We start from the raw sequence: 21,232 nt of genomic DNA, 5'->3' as shown, positions 1-21,232 counted from the left end.
CGCCGGCCCCGCTGGGGCCGGCGGGCACCCGCGTCCGGTTGACTGGGCGCATGGACGAGCTGATCTGGAACGCGGCCCGTGCGGCCCGTGCCTGGCTGGACGCCGCCAACGGCACCGACCAGACCGAGCTGACCTGCCGGATCCTCAAGCTCAGCGAGGAGGCCGGCGAGGCGGCCGGGGCGTGGATCGGCGTCCTCGGCCAGAACCCCCGCAAGGGCGTGACGCACAGCCACGAGGAGGTGGCCGCCGAGTTGGCCGACGTGGTCTTCACCGCCCTGGTCGCCATCGAGAGCCTGGGGCTGGACGCCCGGTCGGTGGTGACCGCCTGCGCGGCGAAGGTCGAGTCCCGGATCGCCCGGTGACCCCTGCGGTGGTCCGACGGGCGGTGTGCCCCGGGGATCCCGCGCCGAATGTCGGATGTGGTGTGGTCTGACCGGATCGCCGTGACCGGCGGCACCTACGGGTCGGAATCCCGGCCGGGTCGACGGCGTTACACCCTGCGTACGACCGCAGCAGCACCCCCGCCGGCGGCTCCCCAGCCGGCGGATCCCCAACCCGGCAGGTCCCACCCCCGCCTGGCAGGTCCCGCCGCCCCCGGTGGAATGACCCGGGGCCGCCGGTCGTTACACCTGACTCGGCACGAGAGGCCGCCCCCGGGCAGGCCCCGCCGCACCCCCGCACCCCACCCCCCGCACGAGCGCCCGACGTGGTGCCCACACCCGCCGCGCCAGTCCCCCCGGACCGGCGCACCCCGACCCCCGCCGGCCGGGAGCCAGGGTGTCGACCCCCGAAGGAGCCCCCCATGAACACCACCATCCTGCGCAAGACCGCCCTCGGCATCGCCGGCCTCGCCTTCACCGGCGGCATCCTCGCCGGCCCCACCACCCACGCCCACGCCACCACCCCCACCGCCGGCACCACGACCGTCCAGGCCGACAAGCCCGCGAAGGACAAGCTCATCCCGCACGGTGTGCAGGGCGAGCAGTCCCGCATCGACCTCGACGACGAGCAGACCGCCAACGTCAAGGCCATCATCGCCGCCACCAAGAAGACCGGCATGGACGAACGCGCCGCCGTCGTGTCCATCGCCACCGCCCTACAGGAATCGAAGCTGGAGAACCTCGGCCACCTCGGCGACCGCAACGACCACGACTCCCAGGGCCTGTTCCAACAGCGCCCCTCCTCCGGCTGGGGCACCGTCGAGCAGATCACCGACCCCGAGTACGCCACCACCGCGTTCCTCAAGGGCCTCAAGCAGGTCGACGGCTGGCAGGACATGCCCCTGACCAAGGCCGCCCAGACCGTCCAGGTCTCCGCCTACCCCGACCACTACGCCCAGTGGGAACAGCAGGCCGCCGACCTCGTCGCCGAACACTGGAACAGCTGACCCCGCCGCGCCCGCACCTCTCCCCGCCCGCTCCGTCGGGTGGGGAGGGTGACCGGGGTCACCGCGGTGCGGGGAAGGCGCCCGCCGGGCACGGTGTTGTGCGGGGTGTCGATGTGTTCGGTGTCCCCGGGCCTCATCTGAACAGCCCTCGCGGAGTTCCGTCCGGCTGGAGCCGCGTTGCGCCACGCGCCGAGAGGCGACCCGCACGTCGACACGCGCCGCCCCCGACCCGGCCGGGTCGGGGGCGGCGCGCTGTGTGCGTACCGGGCAGAATGACCGGTGTGGACTGGTCCAGCTCTCCCGGTGTGGTGACGTTGCCCAGTGGCGTGACCGTTCGCGGCCGGCGGGTCGCCGACGTGGTGTCGCCCGCCGACTTCGCCCTGATCCTGGCGCCGGGACCGACCCCCGACTGGCCGTACCGGCGCATCCGGTGGCCGGACTTCTGGCTGCCGCTCGACCGCGCGGACGCCCTGGACGCCCTGCGTGAGGCGCTGCGCGGCGCGCACGACGGCCGGCGGGTGGAGGTGGCCTGCCGGGGCGGGATCGGCCGGACCGGCACCGCCCTGGCCGCCCTGGCGGTCCTCGACGGGCTGCCGGCCCGGCAGGCGGTGCGCTGGGTGCGCGACCACTACCACCCGAAGGCCGTGGAGACCCCCTGGCAGCGGGCCTGGCTGCAGCGGCTCCCCACCCCCTGACCGGGCCGGCTACCGGCGGGCGACGTACTCGCGCAGGTGACGGGCGGTCAGGGTGTCGCCCCGTGCGACCAGGTCGGCGGGGGTGCCGGTGAAGACGATCCGCCCGCCGTCGTGACCGGCCCCGGGGCCGAGGTCGATGATCCAGTCCGCGTGCGCCATCACCGCCTGGTGGTGCTCGATGACGACCACCGTGTTGCCCGCGTCGACCAGGCGGTCCAGCAGCGCGAGCAGTTGATCCACGTCGGCCAGGTGCAGGCCGCTGGTCGGCTCGTCCAGCACGTAGGTGCCGGCCTTCTCCGCCATGTGCACGGCCAGCTTGAGCCGTTGGCGTTCCCCACCGGAGAGCGTGGTGAGCGGCTGCCCCAGGGTCAGGTAGCCGAGACCGACCTCGGCGAGGCGGTCCAGCACGACCCGGGCCGGCCCGGAGGGGAAGAAGTCCCGCGCCTCGGTCATCGACATGCCGAGCACCTCGCTGATGTTCCGGCCGCGCAGCGTGTACCCCAGCACCTCGCGGGTGTAGCGCCGCCCCTCGCACGCCTCGCAGACGGTGGCGACGGCGGCCATCGTCGCCAGGTCGGTGTAGACCAGCCCGATCCCCTTGCAGGTCGGGCAGGCCCCCTCGGAGTTGGCGCTGAACAGCGCCGCCTTCACCCCGTTGGCGCGGGCGAACGCGGTGCGGATCGGGTCGAGCAGCCCGGTCCAGGTGGCCGGGTTGCTGCGCCGGGAGCCCCGGATGGGGGACTGGTCGACCACCACGACCCCGTCCCGGCGGGGCAGCGACCCGTGGATCAGCGAACTCTTGCCCGACCCCGCCACCCCGGTGACCACGGTGAGCACCCCGAGCGGCAGGTCGACGTCGACGTCGCGCAGGTTGTGCAGGTCGGCACCCCGGATCGCCAGGTGGCCGGTGGGCTGCCGGACGGCCGGGCGCAGGGCCACCCGGTGGTCGAGGTGCCGGCCGGTCAGCGTGCCGGAGCGCCGCAGTCCGGCGACATCGCCGGTGTAACAGATCCGACCGCCCGCGGATCCGGCACCCGGGCCGAGGTCGACCACCTGGTCGGCGATCGCGATCGTCTCCGGCTTGTGCTCCACGACCAGCACCGTGTTGCCCTTGTCCCGCAGCTGCCGCAGCAGGTCGTTCATCCGGGCGATGTCGTGCGGGTGCAGCCCCACCGTCGGTTCGTCGAAGACGTAGGTCACGTCGGAGAGGCTGGAGCCGAGGTGGCGGACCATCTTGACCCGCTGCGCCTCGCCGCCGGAGAGGGTGCCCGACTCCCGGTCCAGGCTGAGGTAGCCCAGGCCGATCTCCACCAGCGAGTCCAGGCAGTTGCGCAGGTCGGCCACCAGGGGCGCGACCGACGGGGCGTCGATCCCGCCGATCATCCGCGCCAGGTCGCTGATCTGCAGGGCCGCGCACTCGGCGATGGTGCGTCCGGCGATCCGTGACGACAGCGCCGCCGCGTTGAGCCGGGCACCACCGCAGGCGGTGCAGGTCTTCAGGGTGACCGCCCGCTCCACGAAGGCGCGGTGCTGCGCCTGCATGGAGTCCCGTTCCTTGGTCAGGTAGAGCCGGCGGACCTTCACCGCCAGCCCCTCGTAGGTCCAGGTGCTGTTCCCCACCTTGATCTTCGTGGCCGGCTTGTGCAGGAGGTCCGCCCACTGCTGCTCGGTGAAGTCCTGGAGCTTGACGTCCGGGTCGAACAGGCCGGAACCGGCCATGATCTGCCAGTACCAGGAGTCGACGGCGAAGTTCGGGACCAGGATCGCCCCGTCGTTGAGCGAGCGCTCCACGTCCACCATGGCCGACACGTCCAGGTCGGAGACCCGGCCCAGCCCCTCGCAGGTCGGGCACATCCCCTCGGCGAGGTTGAAACTGAACGCCCCGGCCCCGCCCACGTGCGGTTCGCCGAGCCGGCTGAACAGAATCCGGAGCATCGCGTACGCGTCGGTCGCGGTGCCCACGGTGGAGCGGGAGTTCGCCCCCATCCGCTCCTGGTCGACCACGATCGCCGGGGTCAGGTTCCGCAGCGAGTCGACGTCGGGGCGGGACAGCGTCGGCATGAACGACTGGAGGAAGGCGCTGTACGTCTCGTTGATCAGCCGGCGGGACTCGGCGGCGACGGTACCGAACACCAGGGACGACTTGCCCGAGCCGGAGACGCCGGTGAAGACGGTGAGCCGCCGCTTGGGGATGTCGACGGACACCCCGGTCAGGTTGTTCTCCCGGGCGCCCCGGACCTCGATCACGTCGTGGCGGTCGGCGGCGGGCTGGGTTGAGTGCTCCATACCTTGAATTTTCTCATTCATGATCCTGTAGGGACTTTCGTCGACTGCAAGAGCTCCGGCCCGGGGCGACTCGGGTGGAAAGTCTCAAACCACGGAACAACCACTAGGGTGGACGGGTGGCGGAGCGACGGTGGCGGATGGTCGACGTCGCGGCGAGCGCAGGGATCTCCACCCAGCAGGTGCGCAACTACCTGGCCGACGGGGTGCTGCCGCCGGCCGGGCGCACCGCGAGCGGTTACCGGATGCTCACCGGACACCACGTACGGGCGCTCGCGGTGGCCCGCCGGATGGCCGAGGGGCACGGCTGGTCGCGTACCCGGGAGGTGCTGGCCGCGGTGCACCGGGGCGAGTTGCCGGCGGCGCTCGCCGCGCTCGACGCCGGGCACGCCGAGCTGGACCGCGAGCGGGCCGAGATCGCCCGGGTGCTGGGGGCCTTCGAGACGGTGCTGGGCAGTCCGGTGGCGGCGGCGCCCCGCCGGGACGCCCGGATCGGTGTGGTGGCCGCCCGACTCGGCGTGCGTACCTCGCAGCTGCGCCTCTGGGAGCAGCGCGGGCTGCTCCGGCCGCACCGGCAGCGGGGCACCGGTTACCGGGTGTACGACCCGGCCGAGTGGCGGGCGGCCCAGGTGGTCGCGCTGCTACGCCGGGGTGGCTATCCGTTCGACATCGTCACCGCGGTCCTCGACGAGCTGCGCAGCACGGGCCGACCGGACCGGGTCCGGGCGGAGCTGGCCCGGCGGGAGCAGGAACTGCACCGCCGCAGCCTGTGCCGGCTGCGGGCCTCCGCCGCACTGTACGACTACCTGGCCGAGACCGGGCCGGTCGACGAGGGCTGACCGGGAACGCCGAGCGGCCCGGCGGATGGTCCGCCGGGCCGCTCGTGGGCGGGGGGTCAGTTCAGGCCGCAGGCGGCGAAGTTGTCGAGGTTGGGGCGCTGGGCGCCGACCCGGTTGAAGGCGATCTCGATGCGGTCGAGGGCGGCCTGGCGCTTGTCCTTCAGTGGGCCGAGGATGGCGTTGTTGATGAAGTTCGCGCCGCCCTGGGGGTTGGCGGCCTGCTGGGCGAGGCGGGCGTTGGCCTCGCTGATCTGCTTGTCGAGGTTGGCCAGTTCGGCCTGGACGTTCGCGGCGGCGGCGGCCGGTACGGCGGGGATCTGCGGCGTCGGGCAGTTCACCGTCCGGGCGGCCCCGGCGTTGCCCGCACCGGCGTTGCCCGCGCCCGCGTTACCGGCTCCGGCGTTGCCCGCACCGGCGTTACCGGCTCCGGCGTTGCCCGCACCGGCGTTACCGGCTCCGGCGTTGCCCGCGCCTGCGCCGTTCAGGCCGCAGGCGGCGAAGTTGTCGAGGTTGGGGCGCTGGGCGCCGACCCGGTTGAAGGCGATCTCGATGCGGTCGAGGGCGGCCTGGCGCTTGTCCTTCAGTGGGCCGAGGATGGCGTTGTTGATGAAGTTCGCGCCGCCCTGGGGGTTGGCGGCCTGCTGGGCGAGGCGGGCGTTGGCCTCGCTGATCTGCTTGTCGAGGTTGGCCAGTTCGGCCTGGACGTTCGCGGCGGCGGCGGCCGGTACGGCGGGGATCTGCGGCGTCGGGCAGTTCACCGTCTGGGCGGCGGCCGTGGTGTTGTTCCCGCCCGTCGCGGCGTTGCCGGCCTTGACGGAGCTGTTCAACGCGCTGGCGACGCCCGGGGCGTTCAGCCCGCAGGTGGCGAGGCTGTCGAGGTTGGGCCGTTGGGCGCCGACCCGGTTGAAGTTGATCTCGATGCGGTCCAGCACCGCGACGCGCTTGCTCTTCAGTGGGCCGAGGATGGCGTTGTTGATGAAGTTCGCGCCGCCCTGCGGGTTGGCGGCCTGCTTGGCCAGCCGCTCGTTCTGCCGGGCGATCTCCTCGTCCAGGTTGGCCAGTTCCCGCTCCACCCCGGCGGCGGCGGCCGCCGGAATGGCCGGCAGCTTGTCCCGTACCGTGGGGCAGTTCACGGTCTGCGCGGCGCTGCTGCCGGTGTTCTCGGCGGCGGAGGCGAGCTGCAGACCGCCACCCAGGAGCAGCACCGCCAGGGCGCCGACTCCGCCGAGCTTGAGGACGGAATTCTTCCGCATTGGCCTGGCCATGTACCTCTCCTCTGATCTCCGGCGGGCCGTCGACGAGTGTCGCGTCCGGGCCCCGACGGTGGCTGGGTTCACCCGAGGACCGCGGCGCTGGGGCTGCCCCGATCCGTCCTTGCGGCGATGGATACGGCGACCGCACGGAGATCGTTCAAGAGGTTTCGTGAGCCTCTCGTCGCGCTGCGTGGCGATGGAGAGAAAGGCCAGGTCAGAGTCGGTGGAAACGCTTCCAGGGGCGGCCCTGGGCGGCATTTTTCCCCACCCTGGGTAATCGATTGGTGATCCAGTGCCACCGCGGCGGCCCTCTCGGCGGGACGGGCCGGCGGTGGCCGGTCGGGCGGGCCCCGGGGCACGGGCGTCCCGCATCGGTAGGGTGCCTCTCCATGAGAGCCCGGGTCGTGGCCGCCGCCGTCGCGGCCGTCCTCCTCACCGCGGGCACGCCCGCCCCGGTCCCTGCGGGGGCGGCCCGCGCCGCCGTCGTGCCGTGCCCGAAGCTGCCCGCGCCGAAGGTGACCCGACCGCCCCGGCCCGTGCCGCCCCCGGCGGTGCCCGCGCAGCAGGCGGTGGGGGGCGAGGCACTGGCCACCCCGGGCCTGACCGTGCCGCCCGGCGTGCCCACGCCGCCCCCGGTCACCGCGGCCTCCTGGCTCGTCGCCGACCTGGACACCGGGGCGGTCCTCGGCGGTTGCGGCCCGCACGAGTACGGCACCCCGGCCAGCGTGCAGAAGCTGCTGCTGGCCGCCACCATGATGCCCCGGCTGAACCCGAAGCAGGTGGTCACGGTGACCCGCGCGGACCTGGACATCGAGCCGGGCAGCTCGGCGGTGGGCCTGCTCGTCGGTGGTCGCTACCCGGTCGAGACCGCCTGGCTCGGCCTGCTGCTCCAGTCCGGCAACGACGCGGCGAACCTGCTGGCCCGCCTCGGCGCGGGCAGCGCGTCAGCCGGGGTACGCGAGATGAACGCCGAGGCACGCCGCCTCGGTGCGGGGCAGACCCACGCGGTGACCCCGTCCGGGCTGGACGGGCCGGGCCAGTTCACCAGCGCGTACGACCTGGCGTTGATCGCCCGGGTCTGCTTCGCCGACCCCACCTTCCGCCGGTACGCGTTGACCGAGCGGACCCAGATACCGGCCCAGCCGGCGTTGCGTAAACCCGGCTTCCAGATCCAGAACGAGAACCAGTTGATCTACCGGTACCCCGGTGCGCTGGGCGGCAAGACCGGCTTCACGGACCTGGCCCGGCACACCTACGTCGGGGCCGCCGAACGTGGTGGTCGACGGTTGGTGGTGACCCTGCTCGGCGCGGAGGCCCGCCCGGTGCGCGGCTGGGAGCAGGGGGCGCGGCTCCTCGACTGGGGTTTCGGCCTGCCCCGGGACGCCTCGGTGGGCCGGCTGGTCGACCCCGGTGAGGTGACCGCCGCCAGCGCGTCGGCGTCGCCGCCCGCCCGGGTGGTCGCCGCCCCGGAGCCCGCCCGCCCGCCGGTGGGCGCACCGCACCCGCCCGGTGGCGTGGTGGTCGGTGGCGTCGCGGGACTGGTCGGGGTGCTGGCCGTGCTGCTCGTCATCCGCCGCCGCCGGAGCCGGCGGCGGGTCCGGCGGCGCGTCGCCTGGGACTGACAGCCGTCCGTCCATAGACTCCGGTCGTTCCGGTACCACCCGCTTCCGCGGGTGTCCCCGTCTCTCCGGTACCACGAGTCCAGGAGGACCCACAGTGTCGAGTGAACCCCGACCGTCCGCCGCCGCCTCGCGCCCCCACGGCCGGCTGGCCCGCCTCGCCGGGGTGGCGCTGGCCTCGGCGACGCTGGTCGTCGCCGGTGGTACGGCCGCCGTCGCCGCGCCCGCCGACGGGCCGGTCGTCGCCCGGACCACCAAGGGCCCGTGCGCGTACACGTCCACCCCCGACGAGCCGCCGGCCCGGCCGGTGCCGCTGCCGCCCGACCCGCGCCGGACGCCGGACCACGGCACGGTCCGGGTCACCCTGCGCACCAGCCAGGGGCCGATCGGCCTGACCCTGGACCGGGAGCAGGCCCCGTGCACCGTGCAGAGCTTCCTGCACCTGGCCCGGCACCGGTTCTACGACTGGACCCCCTGCCACCGGTTGACCGCCTACCCGACGCTGAAGGTGCTCCAGTGCGGCGACCCGTCCGGCACCGGTGAGGGCGGGCCGGGCTACCGCTACCGCGACGAGCTGCCCACCGACCTGCCGCCCGCGCCGACCGACCCCACCGGGGTCCGGCGGCTCTACGCCCGGGGCACGCTCGCCATGGCCAACGCCGGGCCGGACACCAACGGCAGCCAGTTCTTCCTGGTCCAGTCGGATTCGGCGCTGCGACCCAACTACACCGTGTTCGGCAGCATCGACGCCGCCGGGCTGGCCACCCTGGACCGGATCGCCGCCGGTGGCATCGCGCCCACCCCGGAGGACCCGGCCCCGGTGGACGGCGCTCCGGCCCTGCCGGTGCAGATCCACCGCGCCATCCGGGGCCGCTGAGCGGTCCGGCCCGGCCCCGAGCCACCGAGCGGTCCGGCCCGTCGGGCCGGCGCACCTGACGGGCGGGGGCGACCACTCGCCCCCGCCCGCAGGTCAGCCCTCCTCGCCCGCCGCGCGGGCCCGGTCGGCGTCCGCGTCGGCCGCACCGACCGGCACGCCGTCGCCGTCCCGGTCGGCGTGGGACAGGTCCACCTCCGCCCCGGCGCGGGCGGCGTCGGCGCGGGCGTCGTCCGCGCCCACCACGGGACGGGTGTCGACGTCGTCGACGTCGACCAGGTCACCGCCGACCGCGAGGCCGAGCGGAGCGTAACGGGGGTCGGTCATGGTCTCCTCCTTCACCGGTCCTACCCTCCGCTACCCCCATGGACGGTGGTCGACACCTCCCCGTCGCCGGCCGGCTGACCGACGGGCGCGTCCCCTGCCGCCTCGACCCGCGCTGACCGGCAAATTCACCGCGCCGGAGGCGGCATGCTACCGACCCGGCCCGCTCCGCCGGGTGGAATTCGCCGGATCACCGGATCGCCGGACCCGGCATCACTACGTTCGTCAGCGTGAGAGTTCGGGGACGTACCGCGGTTGCCATCGCCGCCCTCCTGCTGTCGCCGGTCGGCGTGCCCACCGGTGCCGTCGCCGCCGTCGGGGCGGTGACCACCGGCCCGTGCGCGCCCGTGCCGGCGGCGTCCCGGCCACCCCGACCGGTGCCGCCGCGCGCGGATCCCGCCGCCCGCACGGTCGGCGGCCCCGCCCTGGCCACCAGGGCGCAGGTACGGCCGACCGGGACGCGCGTGCCGCCCGCCGTGCAGGCCACCTCCTGGCTGGTCGCCGACCTGGACAGCGGCGACGTGCTCGGCGGCTGCGGCCCGCACGAGTACGGCACCCCGGCCAGCGTGCAGAAGCTGCTGCTCGCCGCCACCGTGCTGCCGACACTCGACCCCCGACAGGTGGTCACCCTCACTGCCGGCGACCTCGACATCGAGCCCGGCAGCTCCGCCGTGGGGTTCGCCGAGGGCGGCCGCTACCGGATCGAGACGCTCTGGCTGGGCCTGCTGCTCAAGTCCGGCAACGAGGCGGCCAACGCACTGGCCCGACTCGGCGGCGGCCCCGACGGGCTGCCCGGCGGACTGCAGGCGATGAACGCGCACGCCCGGCACCTCGGCGCGTTGCAGACCCACGCGGTGACCCCCTCCGGGCTGGACGGGCCGGGCCAGTTCACCAGCGCGTACGACCTGGCGCTGATCGCCCGGGCCTGCTTCGCCGACGCCACCTTCCGCCGTTACGACACCACCCGGGAGGTGACGATCCCGGCCCAGCCGGCGCTGGGCGAGAAGGCCTTTCCGATCGAGAACGACAACCAGCTGCTCTACCGCTACCCGGGGGCGCTGGGCGGGAAGACCGGCTACACGGACCTGGCCCGGCACACCTACGTCGGGGCCGCCGAACGCGGCGGACGACGGCTGGTGGTCACCCTGCTCGGTGCGGAGGTCGTCGACAAGCGGGGCTGGGAGCAGGGGGCGGCCCTGCTCGACTGGGGCTTCGGGGTGCCCCGGGGCGCGGCCGTGGGTCGCCTGGTCAACCCCGGTGAGCTGACCGCCGGCCCGTCCGCGACCGCCGTCCCCCCGCCCCCGCTGGCCGCCGCCGGTGGTCCGGGCCGGCTCGACCCGCCGGGTCACCCCTGGTCACGTCCGCTGGTCGCGGTCTCCCTGGCGGCCGTCGTGGCCGGGCTCGCCGGGCTGCTGTTCGCCCTGCGGCACCGACCCCACGACGGACGCCGCCGACGGTGAGACCCGGCGCGCACCGCCTCCGGGGGGTGCTGGTCGGGTTGCTGGTCGTCGCGGTGCTGACCGTGGCGGTGGGCTGCGACCGGCCGCCGCAGCCGGTGCCGGACGCCGCCCTGCCTACCCCGACCACGCCGCCCACCCCGACCGCCCTGTCCACCCCGACCGGGCCGCGTGCGCCGGCCGACGTGGTGCTGCTGTCCGAGGTCGACCCGAGCATCGTCGTGGACATCCGGTACGCCGGCCCGCACAACTTCGTCGGCCGCCCGGTGGACGGCTACGACGAGCCGTTGTGCCTGCTCACCCGTACCGCTGCCGAGGCGCTGCGCCGGGTGCAGGACGCCGCCCGCGCCCAACGGCTCAGCCTGCGGGTGTACGACTGCTACCGCCCGCAGCGCGCCGCCGACGAGTTCGTCCGGTGGGCGAAGGACCCCGCCGCGCAGCAGACGAAAGCGGAGTTCTATCCCCGGGTGGCCAAGTCACGGCTGTTCGCCGACGGCTACCTCGGCGCACCCACCGCGCACAGCCGGGGCAGCACCCTCGACCTGACCCTGGAACCCCGTCCGGCCCCGCCGCGCGCCTCGTACGCCCCGGGTCAGCCGCTGGTGGCCTGCACCGACCCGGCCGACCGGCGGTTCGCCGACGGCAGCCTCGACATGGGCACCGGCTTCGACTGCTTCGACCCGCTCGCGCACACCGCCGACGCCCGGGTCACCGGCACCGCCCGGACCCACCGGCAGCTGCTGGAAAGCCTGATGACGCAGCAGGGTTTCGTCAACTACGACCGGGAGTGGTGGCACTACCGGTACGCCGACGAGCCCTACCCGGACACCTACTTCGACTTCCCGGTGGCGCGGTCGTCCCTGCCCCGCTGACGCGCCGTCATCGGCGCGCCCGCCGGGTCAGCCGGCCGGCGGCCGGGTGCGCAGCGGCAGCCAGGCCAGCACGTCCCGGATCGTGGCGTCCCAGTACGGCCAGTCGTGGTCGCCGGGGGAGAAGTCCACTGTCACCGGCACACCCCGGTCCCGGGCGGCGGCGACGAAACGCTGGTTGTCGTCGTAGAGGAAGTCCTCGGTGCCGCAGGCGACGTAGAGCGGGGGGGTGTCGGCCCCGGCCCGGCCCACCAGCGCCACCGTGTCGTCGTCGGGGCCGGCGGTCGGGGCGTCCCCCCAGACGGTGTGCCAGACGTCCGGGTCGAGCGGGCGGTCCGGGGCGTGCCGGCGGTGGGCGACGTTGAGCGCTCCCGACAGGCTGGCCGCGGCGGCGAACCGTTCCGGCTGCCGCAGCGCCCACTTCACCGCCCCGTAGCCGCCCATCGACAGCCCGGCCACGAAGGTGTCCTCCCGGCGGCCGGAGATCCGGAAGAACGACCGGCAGACCCGGGGCAGCTCCTCGGTGAGAAAGGTCCAGTACCGGTTGCCGTGCGTCTCGTCGGTATAGAAGCTGCGCCCCGCCTGGGGCATCACCACGGCCAGACCCAGCGACGACACGTAGCGCTCGATCGAGGTCTGGCGGGTCCAGCCGGTGTCGTCGTCGCTGAGGCCGTGCAGCAGGTAGAGCACCGGCGGGTCCGCGTCGGCCGCCGCCGTGGGCCGGGCCGGGTCGGGCTGCGGCAGGATCACCGTCATCGACGTGCCCATGCCCAGCGCCTCGGAGTCGAAGTCGCACCGCAGCAATGCCATGGTCCTGGACCGTACCGGGTGCGGTCCGGGGTCGGATACGCCTGCACCGCCCGGGGAGAACCTAGGCTGTCGTCATGTCCGCCGAGGATGCCGTGATCGACCTGGACGTGTACCGGGACGGATCCGTCGGGCCGACCACCGGCCGCGCCCGGCGTACCGTCCGTTCCCGGATCGTCCTTGGCCTGGTGGCCGCCCTGGTGGCCGGTGCGGTGCTGGGCGGGTGGGGGGTCGACAGGTCGCGGGAGGCGCGCGCCCGGCAGGAGCGGGACGCGACCGTCGCGCTGGTGGCCATCCCCGCCAGCGCGGACAGCGGCAGTACGAACGCCGGGGGCCGGGCTCTGATCGAAGGGTCGCTGGCCGTGGTCAACGCCGGGCCGGCCCCGATCACGGTACGGTCGGTCCGGGTGGAGAGCCCCACCGTGCTCGTCCACGATCTCGGCCGGACCCGGCTGATCCGGCCCGGCGGCACCGGCTGGATCGGCGTGGTGGTGCTGTCCCAGTGCGGCGAGACACCCGGGACGGAGCCGCTGTCGGTGCGGTTCTCCGTGCAGACCGCCGACGGGCAGGTCCGGGAGGCCCACTACCCGGTCGCCCTCGTGGGCAGCGCCTGGCTCGACACCCTGTCCAGGATGTGCGAGCCCCGATAGCCGGCAGCTTCCGATATCTGTTGCGGCCCGGGTGGGTGCGCGCCTAGGTTCGACATCGACGCCACACCGACCAACCGGGGAGCACACCGTGTCGCCGTACCTCAGCACCGAGACCACGCGGTCCACACCGCGCGGCGGCGTGCTGTTGCCGGCCGATGAACGAGCCCGGGGTTGTCGGTGGCGATCGGGGTGGCGGCGCGGATAGCGCCGGCGCGACGTGCGCAGCCGCCCACCCCACCAGGGGACCGGGCGGCTTTTTCGACCCCGACATCCGCCGAGGGGCGTAGCTCAACGGGTGGCGCACCGGATTCCCGACCCGACGGTCGCAGGTTCGAATCCTGTCACCCCTGCTCCCACGAACGAGGAGAACGACCATGGCATTCACCCCGCTGCCGGGCACGAAGGCGCCGGTACGGGTCTGGACCGACCCGTACGGCATCGAGCCGCAGGCCGCGCAGCAGTTGCGCAACATCGGCGCGCTGCCCTGGGTGCAGGGCGTCGCCGTGATGCCGGACGTGCACTACGGCAAGGGCGCCACCGTCGGCTCGGTGATCGCGATGCGGCAGGCCGTCTCGCCCGCCGCCGTCGGGGTGGACATCGGCTGCGGGATGAGCGCGGTCCGGACCTCGCTCACCGCCGCCGACCTGCCGGACAACCTGGCGCCGCTGCGGTCGGCGATCGAGGCGGTGGTGCCGGTCGGTTTCGCCAAGCGGGCGGACCCGGTCGACCCGCGTCGGGTCCGGGGTCTGGAGCAGCGCGGCTGGGACGACTTCTGGGGCCGGTTCGCCGCCCTGGACCGCCGGGTGGCGCAGCTGGAGACCCGGGCCCGGCACCAGCTCGGTACCCTCGGCGGCGGCAACCACTTCATCGAGGTCTGCGTCGAGCAGGACGGCCCGGACGCCGGGCAGGTCTGGCTGATGCTGCACTCCGGTTCCCGCAACATCGGCAAGGAGTTGGCCGAGCGGCACATCGGGGTGGCCCGTACCCTGCCGCACAACGCCGACCTGCCCGACCGGGACCTGGCGGTGTTCCTCGCCGGCACCCCGGAGATGGACGCCTACCGGCGGGACCTGTGGTGGGCGCAGGAGTACGCCCGGCGCAACCGGGCGGTCATGCTGGCCATGCTCTGCGGCGTGGTGCGGGACGCCTTCCCGCAGGTCAGCTACGGGGAGCCGATCTCCTGCCACCACAACTACGTGGCGGAGGAGAGCTACGACGGGGTGGACGTGCTGGTGACCCGCAAGGGGGCGATCCGGGCCGGTCGGGGGGACCTGGGGATCATCCCGGGGTCGATGGGCACCGGGTCGTACATCGTGCGGGGTCGGGGGAACCCGGACGCGTACTGCTCGGCGTCGCACGGGGCCGGGCGGCGGATGTCGCGGGGGCAGGCGAAGCGCACGTACGACACCGCCGACCTGGTCCGGCAGACCGCCGGGGTGGAGTGCCGCAAGGACGCCGGGGTGGTCGACGAGATCCCCGGCGCGTACAAGGACATCACCGCGGTGATGGCCCAGCAGGACGACCTGGTCGAGGTGGTGGCCCACCTCAAGCAGGTGGTCTGTGTGAAGGGTTAGACCGGTCGACGCCCCCGGGCGTCGGCCGTGAGCCCCGGTGGCGCAGCTGACAGCGCGCCGGTCTACGAAACCGGAGAGCCCAGGTTCGAATCCTGGTCGGGGCACTCTCCGCCCGGCTGCCGTGCGACCGCGCGGGGGCAGCGGGCGGAATAGTCTTCACGTCATGAGTGGTACGCACCAGGGCTCCCGGGACCAGGCGAATCCCCTGCGCCAGCTTGGGCTGGACCAGCTCCGGCGACGGACGAGCGTCAAGTGGCGGGAGTACCCGGACGACGTGCTGCCGCTCTGGGTGGCGGAGATGGACGTGCCGCTCGCCGAGCCGGTCGCGCGGGCGATCACCGACGCCGTCGCGCTCGGGGACACCGGCTACACCGCCGGCACGGCGTACCCGGAGGCGCTGGCGGAGTTCGCCCGACGTCGGTGGGGCTGGGACGGGCTGGCCGTGGAGCGGACCGCGCTGGTGCCCGACGTGATGCACGGCGTGGTCGAGGCGTTGCGGCTGCTCACCGGGCCCGGTGACGCGGTGGTCGTCAACTGCCCGGTCTACCCGCCGTTCTACGGGTTCGTCGGGTACGCCGGCCGCCGGATCGTGGAGGCACCGCTCGGCGACGACCTGCGGATCGACCTCGGCACCTTGGAAGAGGCGTTCCGGGCGGCCCGCTCCGGCGGTCGACCGGCGGCGTACCTGCTCTGCAACCCGCACAACCCGACCGGTGTCCTGCACACCGTCGACGAGTTGACCGCCGTCGCCGCGCTGGCCGGGCGGTACGGGCTGCGGGTGGTCGCCGACGAGATCCACGCGCCGCTGGTCAGCGCGGGAGCGCGTTTCGTGCCGTACCTCTCGGTGCCCGGCACGGAGCGCGGCCTGTCGCTGATGTCCGCTTCCAAGGGGTGGAACCTGGCCGGTCTGCGGGGTGGGCTGCTCGTCGCCGGCCCGGCCGCCGCCGGGGACGTCGCCCGGGTTCCCTTCGAGGTCAGCGTCGGCACCAGCCACCTCGGGGTGATCGCCCACACCGCCGCGTTCCGGGACGGAGGTGACTGGCTCGACGCCCTGCTGACCGGTCTGGACGACAACCGTCGGCTTCTCGCCGCGCTCCTCGCCGAGCACCTGCCGACCGTCCGGTACCGACCCGGCCAGGCCACCTACCTCGCCTGGCTCGACTGTCGGGGGCTGGGCCTCGGCGACGATCCCGCCGCCGTCTTCCTCGACCGGGGCCGGGTGGCGCTCAACTCCGGCCTGGACTTCGGCACCGGCGGCGCCGGCCACGTCCGGCTGAACCTGGCCACCTCCCCGGAGCTGCTCACCGAGGCGGTACGCCGGATGGCCACCGCCGTCACCTGAGCGCCGCGGCTCACGCCGCGTCGAGTTTGTAGCCGACCCCGCGTACGGTGCGGACCAGCCGGGACGCGGTCGGGTCGTGGTCGACCTTGGCGCGCAACCGTTGCACCGCCACGTCGACCAGGCGGGAGTCGCCGAGGTGGGAGTGCCGCCACACCCGGTCCAGCAGCGCCTCCCGGGTGAACACCTGACCGGGCCGGCGGGCCAGCTCGGTCAGCAGCCGGAACTCGGTGGCGGTGAGGGGCAGTTCCCGTCCGTCGCGGCGGGCCACGAAGCGGGCCGGGTCGACCTCCAGCGGCCCGACGGTCAGCACGGGTTCGGTGGGTACGGTGTACCCCCGCCGCAGCGCCGCCCGGACCCGGGCCACCAACTCCGCCAGGTCGAACGGTTTACGCAGGCAGTCGTCGGCCCCGCACTCCAGGCCGACCACCACGTCGATGGGGTCGGTGCTGTCGGTGAGCAGCAGGATCGGCAGCTGGCTGCTGCGCCGGACCGCCCGGCAGACCTCCAACCCGTCGAGGCCGGGCAGCAGCACGTCCAGGACGATCAGGTCGACCTGTTGGGCCCGCCAGGTGGCCAGCGCGGTCCGGCCGTCGGCGGCGGTGCTGACCCGGAACCCGGCCCGGCGTAGACCGAGGGCGGTGACCTCCCGAATGGAGACATCGTCCTCGACCAGCAGCACCCGGCCGTCCATGGTGTTCCCAGGGTAGTCCCGGGACGGCCGGTCGCGACCCGGCGCAACGGCCGGTGCCGGGAGCCGATCGACGTCGGTTCCCGGCCCGACCGGTGGTCACCGTCGCGGTCACTCCTGCCACTGGTGTGCCACGTCGAGCACGATCCGGCTGTGCGTGCCGGGGCCGGCGACCAGCAGCACCCGGAACGGCAACTGCGCCCGGACGCCCACGGCGAAGGTGCTGTAGCCCTCGAAGGTGCCGCCGTAGACGACGTCACGCAGGGTGCGGTAGCCGAGCACCGTCGCCACGTGGTCGCCGGCCCGGTACGGGTAGCCGAGCGCCGGCTCCCGCAACTGCACCCGCAGCACCGCCCCGCCCGCCGTGTACGGCGACATCGCCAACCCCTGCCCCTCGGTGAACACCTCGCCGTAGCCGACCGAGTAGCCGTCGGCACTCCCGTCGAACTCGAAGACCAGCCGGTCGTAGCAGTCCTGCTGGCCGGTGCGGGTGGTCAGCAGCGGTGCCGGGTTCAGGTCGCCCCCGGTCCTCCCGGCGCTGCCCCAGGTGATCCCGCAGTAGGGCGCGGCGGTGACGCGGGTGCCGAGCCGGCCGGCGGCGGTCGCCGTGCCGACGGTGGTGAGCAGCACGGCCAGCACGGCCGTGACCGCCATCAGGGTCCTGGTGGAACGCATGGTGACCTCCCGGTCGACGGTGTCCGGCCACGATGGCCGGTAGAGGTCGACGGTGCGCCACCCGTGCCACAGCGCCCGCACCGTGACGTAACAGCGGGGCAACAACCGCGCCAGGCTCCCTGTCGCGGTTTCTAGCCGAGGTCGGGTACCTCCAGCCCTCGCATGATCAGCATCTGCATCGAGCCGAACCCGTGGAGATCCGCGTCGGATGACAGGTTCGCCACCTCGCGGAGCACCGGTTCGACGTCGATGGCGCACTCGCGGGCTCGGTTGCACAGCGACCAGATCGTCATCAGCTCGTCGCGCGGATCGGCACCCTGATCCATCGCGGAGACATGGACGAGTCGTCGGCGGAACTCCCCGACCGAATTCCACACCACCGGTAGGTGGGCGGCCCAGCGGAAGGACGGGTAGGCCCGAAAGATGTCTCGGACCTCCGCACGGGCCGGCGCTCCGCCGGTCTCGTACGCATCCAACAGCGCATCGAGCGCGGCGGACGCCTCGGCCGCCACCCCGGCTTCTTCCAGCGGCGGCGGCGCTTGCCGGATCTCGGCCATCCAGTTCGGATCGTTGAGGTCGACCGGGCACTCGGCGATGTACCGCAACAGATCGTCGATCACTGCGACATCCGCACGGACCGCGGCAAGATTCATGCCGTCATTGTGCTGCCCCACAGGAGATCCACGGCTGGTCGGGCCACCGGGTGCACAGGTCAGGGGCGGGTCAAGCCGATGGTGGCGGCGAGGCGGGTGACGTCGGCCGGGGTGGGGCCGGCGCGGAGCACGGCGGTCAGGGCGGCTCTGGCGGCGGGGCGGGTGCGGGCTTCGGCGGGGGCGATGTGGTCGGCGGTGACGAGGGCCCGCCCGGCGGCGTCGTGGTCACCGAGGTCGAGGTGGGCCCGGGTGATGTCGATGAGGTGGGCGGCGCGGTGTTCGGCGGGGAGCCGCCGCCAACCCTCCTGGTCGGTGGCCCGGCGGTGCAGGGCGACGGCCCGATGGTGGTCGCCGAGGCGGGTCGCGGTCAGGGCACGGGCGAGGTCGACGCTGGTGGGGCCGAACGTCGCGCCGTCCTGGTCGTACCGTTCGTGGTCGGCGGCGAGGTGGGCGGCGCGTTCGGTCAGGTCGTGGGCGGTGACGGCGTCGCCGTGACCGGCGGCGGCGAGGGCGGCTTCGACGAGCAACGTCCCGGTCAGTGCCCGTGCCGGCGGGTGGCCGTCCGCCGCCGCCGGATCGAGCTGGCGTACGGCGGTGAGCGCGGCGGTCGTGGCCAGCCGGCCCCGCCGCAGCGCGCGGAGCACCTGCGCGAGCGACACCGCCGCGAGCCCCATCCGCATCGGGTCACCGCGGGTGGCGGCCATCATGGCCCGGTCGGCGGCCAGCCAGGCCAGGTGCGCGTCGCCGAGCTTGACCAGGGTCTGGGCGGTGAGCCGGTAGACCCGCACCAGCAGAGCGAGCACGGGCGGGTCCACCAGGCTGACGTGGCAGGCGTGGCGGCTGTCGGCGAGCAGGTCGGGCAGCATCCGCAACACCTGGGGGTGCTGCCCGTTGCGGTACGCCGTCCACGCGTAGCCCGCCTGGTCGTCGAGCTGCCGCACCGCCGCCCCGACCGGGGCGGACGCCGGAGCGTCGTGCCGGGCCAGGGCGGCCCGGACCCGTTCCACGGCGGCACCGACGTCGGTGGCCGGTGCCGGCGGCGTCCGGCCGGTGAGCAGGAGCTGCGGCGCGACGCCGAGCGCCCCGGCCACCGTCTCGATGACGGAGAGCCGATCGAGGGTACGCACCCCCCGCTCGACCTTGTCGACCCAGCTCTTCGACTTGCCGATCCGGTCGGCGAAGACCTGCTGGCTCATGCCCCGGCGGGCCCGTAACTCGGCTATCCGCCGTCCGATCGGCGGCTCGCTGCCGGTGCCGGTGCGCTGCCGGCCGGGGCCGGTCACCGGTCGTGCCCCGGCACCGGCATGGTGTGGGTGGACTCGCCGCAGCGGGGACACCACCGGGACTTGACCCGGAACGCGAGCAGCCCGAGCAGGAAGCCCGGCACCAACCCCCCGAACAGGACCGACAGGACGTTGGAGATCACGAGCGCCCTCGCTCTCCGGCTCCGGCAACGGGACCGTCTGTCGGGGTGTGGTGATGGGACCAGCGGTTGACGACAGACTTGTGCTGCATGGGGCCGCTCCTACGGGGTCGATTCCGAGGGTGAACTGTCGACAGGCCGGCCGGATCGGGGGTCGTGCGACCGGTGGTGCTCCTACCGGTCGGGCTCGACCGGCACTGGCGCTGTATGTCGCTGCTGTACTTCTGGCGTCAGATCAGGCGTTCGATGCGAGCCTTGGGGCGCTCGTTCCTGAGGTGGCCTTGCTCGTGCTGGCGGATCTGCTCCTCCCAGACCACTTGATAGTGGGTCGGGTCCGGTGGGGTCATTGCGGGCCGCCCTGGCTGGGCCAGTGGCCGCGGTTGATCGGGATGCGGTGGCGGCTTCGGCAAGGCAGGGCGCTTCCGCAGCGGCAGACGTGTCGCCATTGCCGCCATGACCAGACAGGCCGATGCCGGCGGGCGAGGGAGAGCGCTACCGCTAGGACGTACCCGTCGTAGGAGACGCGCCTCATCGGCTCGCCGGAGCCTTCGATGTTCGCCGCGTCCGGGGATCGGAGTGGAGCACTGCTTTGCCTCCTCGTGCTGCATGTGTCCGGGGCGTGGATGCCCGATCACGGGGGTCGTCCCGGGCATCCACGCCAGTGAGGAGCGGCCCACAGTGCCAACCGAGGGAATCGACCTCTGGGGCAACCTCCCACAGGTACCGTTGGGTAGTCAAGGGCTGGCGTAGGTGGTCTACTCGTGTTGCCAACCGAGGGGAACACCGTGCCACCGCGTTACCGCTACGAGCAGATCGCCGACGACCTTGCCGAACGCATCGCTACCGGCGAGTTTCCGCCGGGCTCCAAGCTGCCCAGCCGACGAGAGTTGATCGAGCACTACGGCGTTACCGAGCCGGTGATCGACCGCGCCATGCAGGTGCTACGGATCAAGGGCATGACCGAGACCCTGCCTGGCGTGGGCGTCTTCGTCGCCGAGTAGGCAGAGCCCTCCCGATCAGCCAGCCGGTGCCTTTTGACCGCAGAGGTCAGTCGCCGAAGTCAGGCGACCCCTGCCTCAGCATGAGATCACCGACGGTGAGGCCATGGCTTACCGCAACGGCAGCACACACTCCGCACTCCCACAACTTCGCTCTTGGTTTTCTTTTGAGCAAGAGTGCAGAAGTCGCCCTGGTTAGTACTACGCGCCATACTTTCCTCTCGCTTGATTGCTGCGTCAGCCTGGCTGGCATCCGGCTTAGGTGACCGACGGCCTTGATCTCGTCTCGAAGTCCCGGCGAGCGAGTCGAACGAGCGGTAGACGCTGGCGAAGCGCAGGTAGGCCACCTCGTTCCAGGTCGCGAAGTGGCCCAGGATCGCCAGTCCCGCGTCGTGGGTCGGCAGTTCGGCCGTGCCCTTGGCCCGGACGGTCTCCTCGACCTTCTGGGGCAGCAGGGCGATGGAGTCCTCGTCGACCGCCCGCCCCTGGCGTGTCTTGCGCACCCCACTGATGATCTTGATCCGGAACGGCTCGGTCACGCCGCTGCGCTTGACCACCGCGAGCACAGCCTCCTCGACGGTGGTGAACCGCTTGCCTCACTCCGGGAAGGAGCCCTCCCGCCGGATGGGCTCGCCCGCGTCGGCCTCGCGCGAGTCAACCACCCGGGAGTCGGCATGCCGGCAGTACGGCAGGTTGTGGTCTGCATCAACTTGTCGTGAGGGTCTTGACGGTGATGTGATCGGGCTTCTGTCAGGTGCCGCCGGTTGCCGTGGGCGTTGGGCACGTGGTGGAAACCTCTTCGGAGGGCAGCACTTATCGTAG

At 73.4% G+C, this 21,232-nt stretch carries 21 protein-coding genes, 1 tRNA gene and 1 pseudogene; 13 read left to right on the top strand and 10 right to left on the bottom strand.

The annotated features are described in order from the left end of the window. The first annotated feature begins 50 nt into the window (after positions 1–50). From GA0070623_RS04685 to GA0070623_RS04675, 3 genes are all read left to right on the top strand, one after another. Positions 51–362: a MazG-like family protein gene (locus tag GA0070623_RS04685; RefSeq protein ID WP_067310347.1), complete on the top strand. Its 312-nt coding sequence runs from the start codon at positions 51–53 to the stop codon at positions 360–362. Between the two features lie 440 nt (positions 363–802). Beyond that, on the top strand, positions 803–1,387 hold the full coding sequence (locus GA0070623_RS04680; protein WP_089003910.1) for a hypothetical protein: 585 nt from the start codon (positions 803–805) through the stop codon (positions 1,385–1,387). 272 nt (positions 1,388–1,659) lie between these two features. Next, on the top strand, positions 1,660–2,082 hold the full coding sequence (locus tag GA0070623_RS04675) for a protein-tyrosine phosphatase family protein (RefSeq protein ID WP_067313034.1): 423 nt from the start codon (positions 1,660–1,662) through the stop codon (positions 2,080–2,082). A gap of 9 nt (positions 2,083–2,091) precedes the next feature. Here GA0070623_RS04675 and GA0070623_RS04670 read toward each other — a convergent pair whose 3' ends face one another. Further along, positions 2,092–4,368, bottom strand: coding sequence for an ATP-binding cassette domain-containing protein (locus GA0070623_RS04670; protein WP_067313037.1), 2,277 nt, complete (start codon positions 4,366–4,368; stop codon positions 2,092–2,094). Positions 4,369–4,484: 116 nt separating this feature from the next. Between GA0070623_RS04670 and GA0070623_RS04665 the strand changes: the two genes are divergently transcribed. Further along, entirely contained in the window at positions 4,485–5,204 is a 720-nt protein-coding gene (locus tag GA0070623_RS04665) for a MerR family transcriptional regulator (RefSeq protein WP_197700046.1), read from the top strand. 56 nt (positions 5,205–5,260) lie between these two features. Here the strand turns inward: GA0070623_RS04665 and GA0070623_RS04660 are convergent, their stop codons facing one another. Next, entirely contained in the window at positions 5,261–6,469 is a 1,209-nt protein-coding gene (locus GA0070623_RS04660; protein ID WP_089003909.1) for a hypothetical protein, read from the bottom strand. A 377-nt stretch (positions 6,470–6,846) separates the two neighbouring features. Between GA0070623_RS04660 and GA0070623_RS04655 the strand changes: the two genes are divergently transcribed. Together GA0070623_RS04655 and GA0070623_RS04650 are read left to right on the top strand one after the other, a co-directional pair. Beyond that, positions 6,847–8,079 carry a D-alanyl-D-alanine carboxypeptidase family protein gene (locus GA0070623_RS04655; RefSeq protein WP_067313043.1) on the top strand — a complete coding sequence of 411 codons (1,233 nt, stop codon included), beginning with the start codon at positions 6,847–6,849 and terminating at the stop codon, positions 8,077–8,079. A gap of 94 nt (positions 8,080–8,173) precedes the next feature. Then, positions 8,174–8,953, top strand: coding sequence for a peptidylprolyl isomerase (locus GA0070623_RS04650; RefSeq protein ID WP_084261506.1), 780 nt, complete (start codon positions 8,174–8,176; stop codon positions 8,951–8,953). A 93-nt stretch (positions 8,954–9,046) separates the two neighbouring features. On the opposite strand, the gene GA0070623_RS04645 is transcribed toward GA0070623_RS04650, so the two are convergent. Continuing rightward, positions 9,047–9,277 carry a hypothetical protein gene (locus tag GA0070623_RS04645; RefSeq protein ID WP_067313066.1) on the bottom strand — a complete coding sequence of 77 codons (231 nt, stop codon included), beginning with the start codon at positions 9,275–9,277 and terminating at the stop codon, positions 9,047–9,049. Between the two features lie 227 nt (positions 9,278–9,504). Here GA0070623_RS04645 and GA0070623_RS04640 point away from each other — a divergent pair, with 227 nt between their 5' ends. Continuing rightward, on the top strand, positions 9,505–10,734 hold the full coding sequence (locus tag GA0070623_RS04640) for a D-alanyl-D-alanine carboxypeptidase family protein (protein WP_067313044.1): 1,230 nt from the start codon (positions 9,505–9,507) through the stop codon (positions 10,732–10,734). Further along, complete coding sequence (locus GA0070623_RS04635; RefSeq protein ID WP_407937965.1) at positions 10,731–11,603, top strand: M15 family metallopeptidase; 873 nt, start codon at positions 10,731–10,733, stop codon at positions 11,601–11,603. The genes GA0070623_RS04640 and GA0070623_RS04635 overlap by 4 nt, the downstream gene beginning before the upstream one ends. Before the next feature lie 27 nt (positions 11,604–11,630). Here GA0070623_RS04635 and GA0070623_RS04630 read toward each other — a convergent pair whose 3' ends face one another. Then, positions 11,631–12,410 carry an alpha/beta hydrolase gene (locus tag GA0070623_RS04630; RefSeq protein ID WP_067313046.1) on the bottom strand — a complete coding sequence of 260 codons (780 nt, stop codon included), beginning with the start codon at positions 12,408–12,410 and terminating at the stop codon, positions 11,631–11,633. A gap of 74 nt (positions 12,411–12,484) precedes the next feature. Between GA0070623_RS04630 and GA0070623_RS04625 the strand changes: the two genes are divergently transcribed. The 4 genes from GA0070623_RS04625 to GA0070623_RS04610 all read left to right on the top strand — a co-directional run bounded on the left by GA0070623_RS04625 (position 12,485) and on the right by GA0070623_RS04610 (position 15,973). Further along, positions 12,485–13,057 carry a hypothetical protein gene (locus GA0070623_RS04625; protein WP_067313050.1) on the top strand — a complete coding sequence of 191 codons (573 nt, stop codon included), beginning with the start codon at positions 12,485–12,487 and terminating at the stop codon, positions 13,055–13,057. A gap of 374 nt (positions 13,058–13,431) precedes the next feature. After that, positions 13,432–14,631 (top strand): RtcB family protein, encoded by a 1,200-nt coding sequence (locus tag GA0070623_RS04620; RefSeq protein ID WP_067313053.1) that lies wholly within the window; start codon positions 13,432–13,434, stop codon positions 14,629–14,631. A gap of 31 nt (positions 14,632–14,662) precedes the next feature. After that, positions 14,663–14,735: transfer RNA gene (locus tag GA0070623_RS04615), tRNA-Arg, on the top strand. Positions 14,736–14,794: 59 nt separating this feature from the next. Next, the gene (locus tag GA0070623_RS04610) at positions 14,795–15,973 is read left to right on the top strand and encodes a MalY/PatB family protein (RefSeq protein WP_067313055.1); all 1,179 of its coding nucleotides are present in this window, start codon (positions 14,795–14,797) and stop codon (positions 15,971–15,973) included. Positions 15,974–15,983: 10 nt separating this feature from the next. Here GA0070623_RS04610 and GA0070623_RS04605 read toward each other — a convergent pair whose 3' ends face one another. The 5 genes from GA0070623_RS04605 to GA0070623_RS04585 all read right to left on the bottom strand — a co-directional run bounded on the left by GA0070623_RS04605 (position 15,984) and on the right by GA0070623_RS04585 (position 19,415). Further along, a complete protein-coding gene (locus GA0070623_RS04605) occupies positions 15,984–16,664 on the bottom strand; it encodes a response regulator transcription factor (RefSeq protein WP_067313057.1) in 681 nt (226 codons plus the stop codon). Between the two features lie 108 nt (positions 16,665–16,772). Next, positions 16,773–17,441, bottom strand: coding sequence for an AMIN-like domain-containing (lipo)protein (locus GA0070623_RS04600; protein ID WP_231932663.1), 669 nt, complete (start codon positions 17,439–17,441; stop codon positions 16,773–16,775). Positions 17,442–17,467: 26 nt separating this feature from the next. Continuing rightward, positions 17,468–17,989 carry a hypothetical protein gene (locus GA0070623_RS04595; protein ID WP_157517610.1) on the bottom strand — a complete coding sequence of 174 codons (522 nt, stop codon included), beginning with the start codon at positions 17,987–17,989 and terminating at the stop codon, positions 17,468–17,470. Between the two features lie 59 nt (positions 17,990–18,048). Beyond that, complete coding sequence (locus GA0070623_RS04590) at positions 18,049–19,272, bottom strand: helix-turn-helix domain-containing protein (RefSeq protein ID WP_231932662.1); 1,224 nt, start codon at positions 19,270–19,272, stop codon at positions 18,049–18,051. Next, the gene (locus GA0070623_RS04585) at positions 19,269–19,415 is read right to left on the bottom strand and encodes a hypothetical protein (protein WP_231932661.1); all 147 of its coding nucleotides are present in this window, start codon (positions 19,413–19,415) and stop codon (positions 19,269–19,271) included. The genes GA0070623_RS04590 and GA0070623_RS04585 overlap by 4 nt, the downstream gene beginning before the upstream one ends. A gap of 758 nt (positions 19,416–20,173) precedes the next feature. On the opposite strand from GA0070623_RS04585, the gene GA0070623_RS04575 reads away from it, so the two are divergent. Further along, positions 20,174–20,413: a winged helix-turn-helix domain-containing protein gene (locus GA0070623_RS04575; protein WP_067313483.1), complete on the top strand. Its 240-nt coding sequence runs from the start codon at positions 20,174–20,176 to the stop codon at positions 20,411–20,413. 86 nt (positions 20,414–20,499) lie between these two features. Here GA0070623_RS04575 and GA0070623_RS04570 read toward each other — a convergent pair. Then, positions 20,500–21,102: pseudogene (locus GA0070623_RS04570) on the bottom strand (NrdR family transcriptional regulator). Positions 21,103–21,232 lie beyond the last annotated feature (130 nt).

The organism is Micromonospora rifamycinica (assembly GCF_900090265.1).
Lineage (GTDB): Bacteria > Actinomycetota > Actinomycetes > Mycobacteriales > Micromonosporaceae > Micromonospora > Micromonospora rifamycinica.
This window is presented reverse-complemented; position numbering and strand designations above follow the sequence as displayed.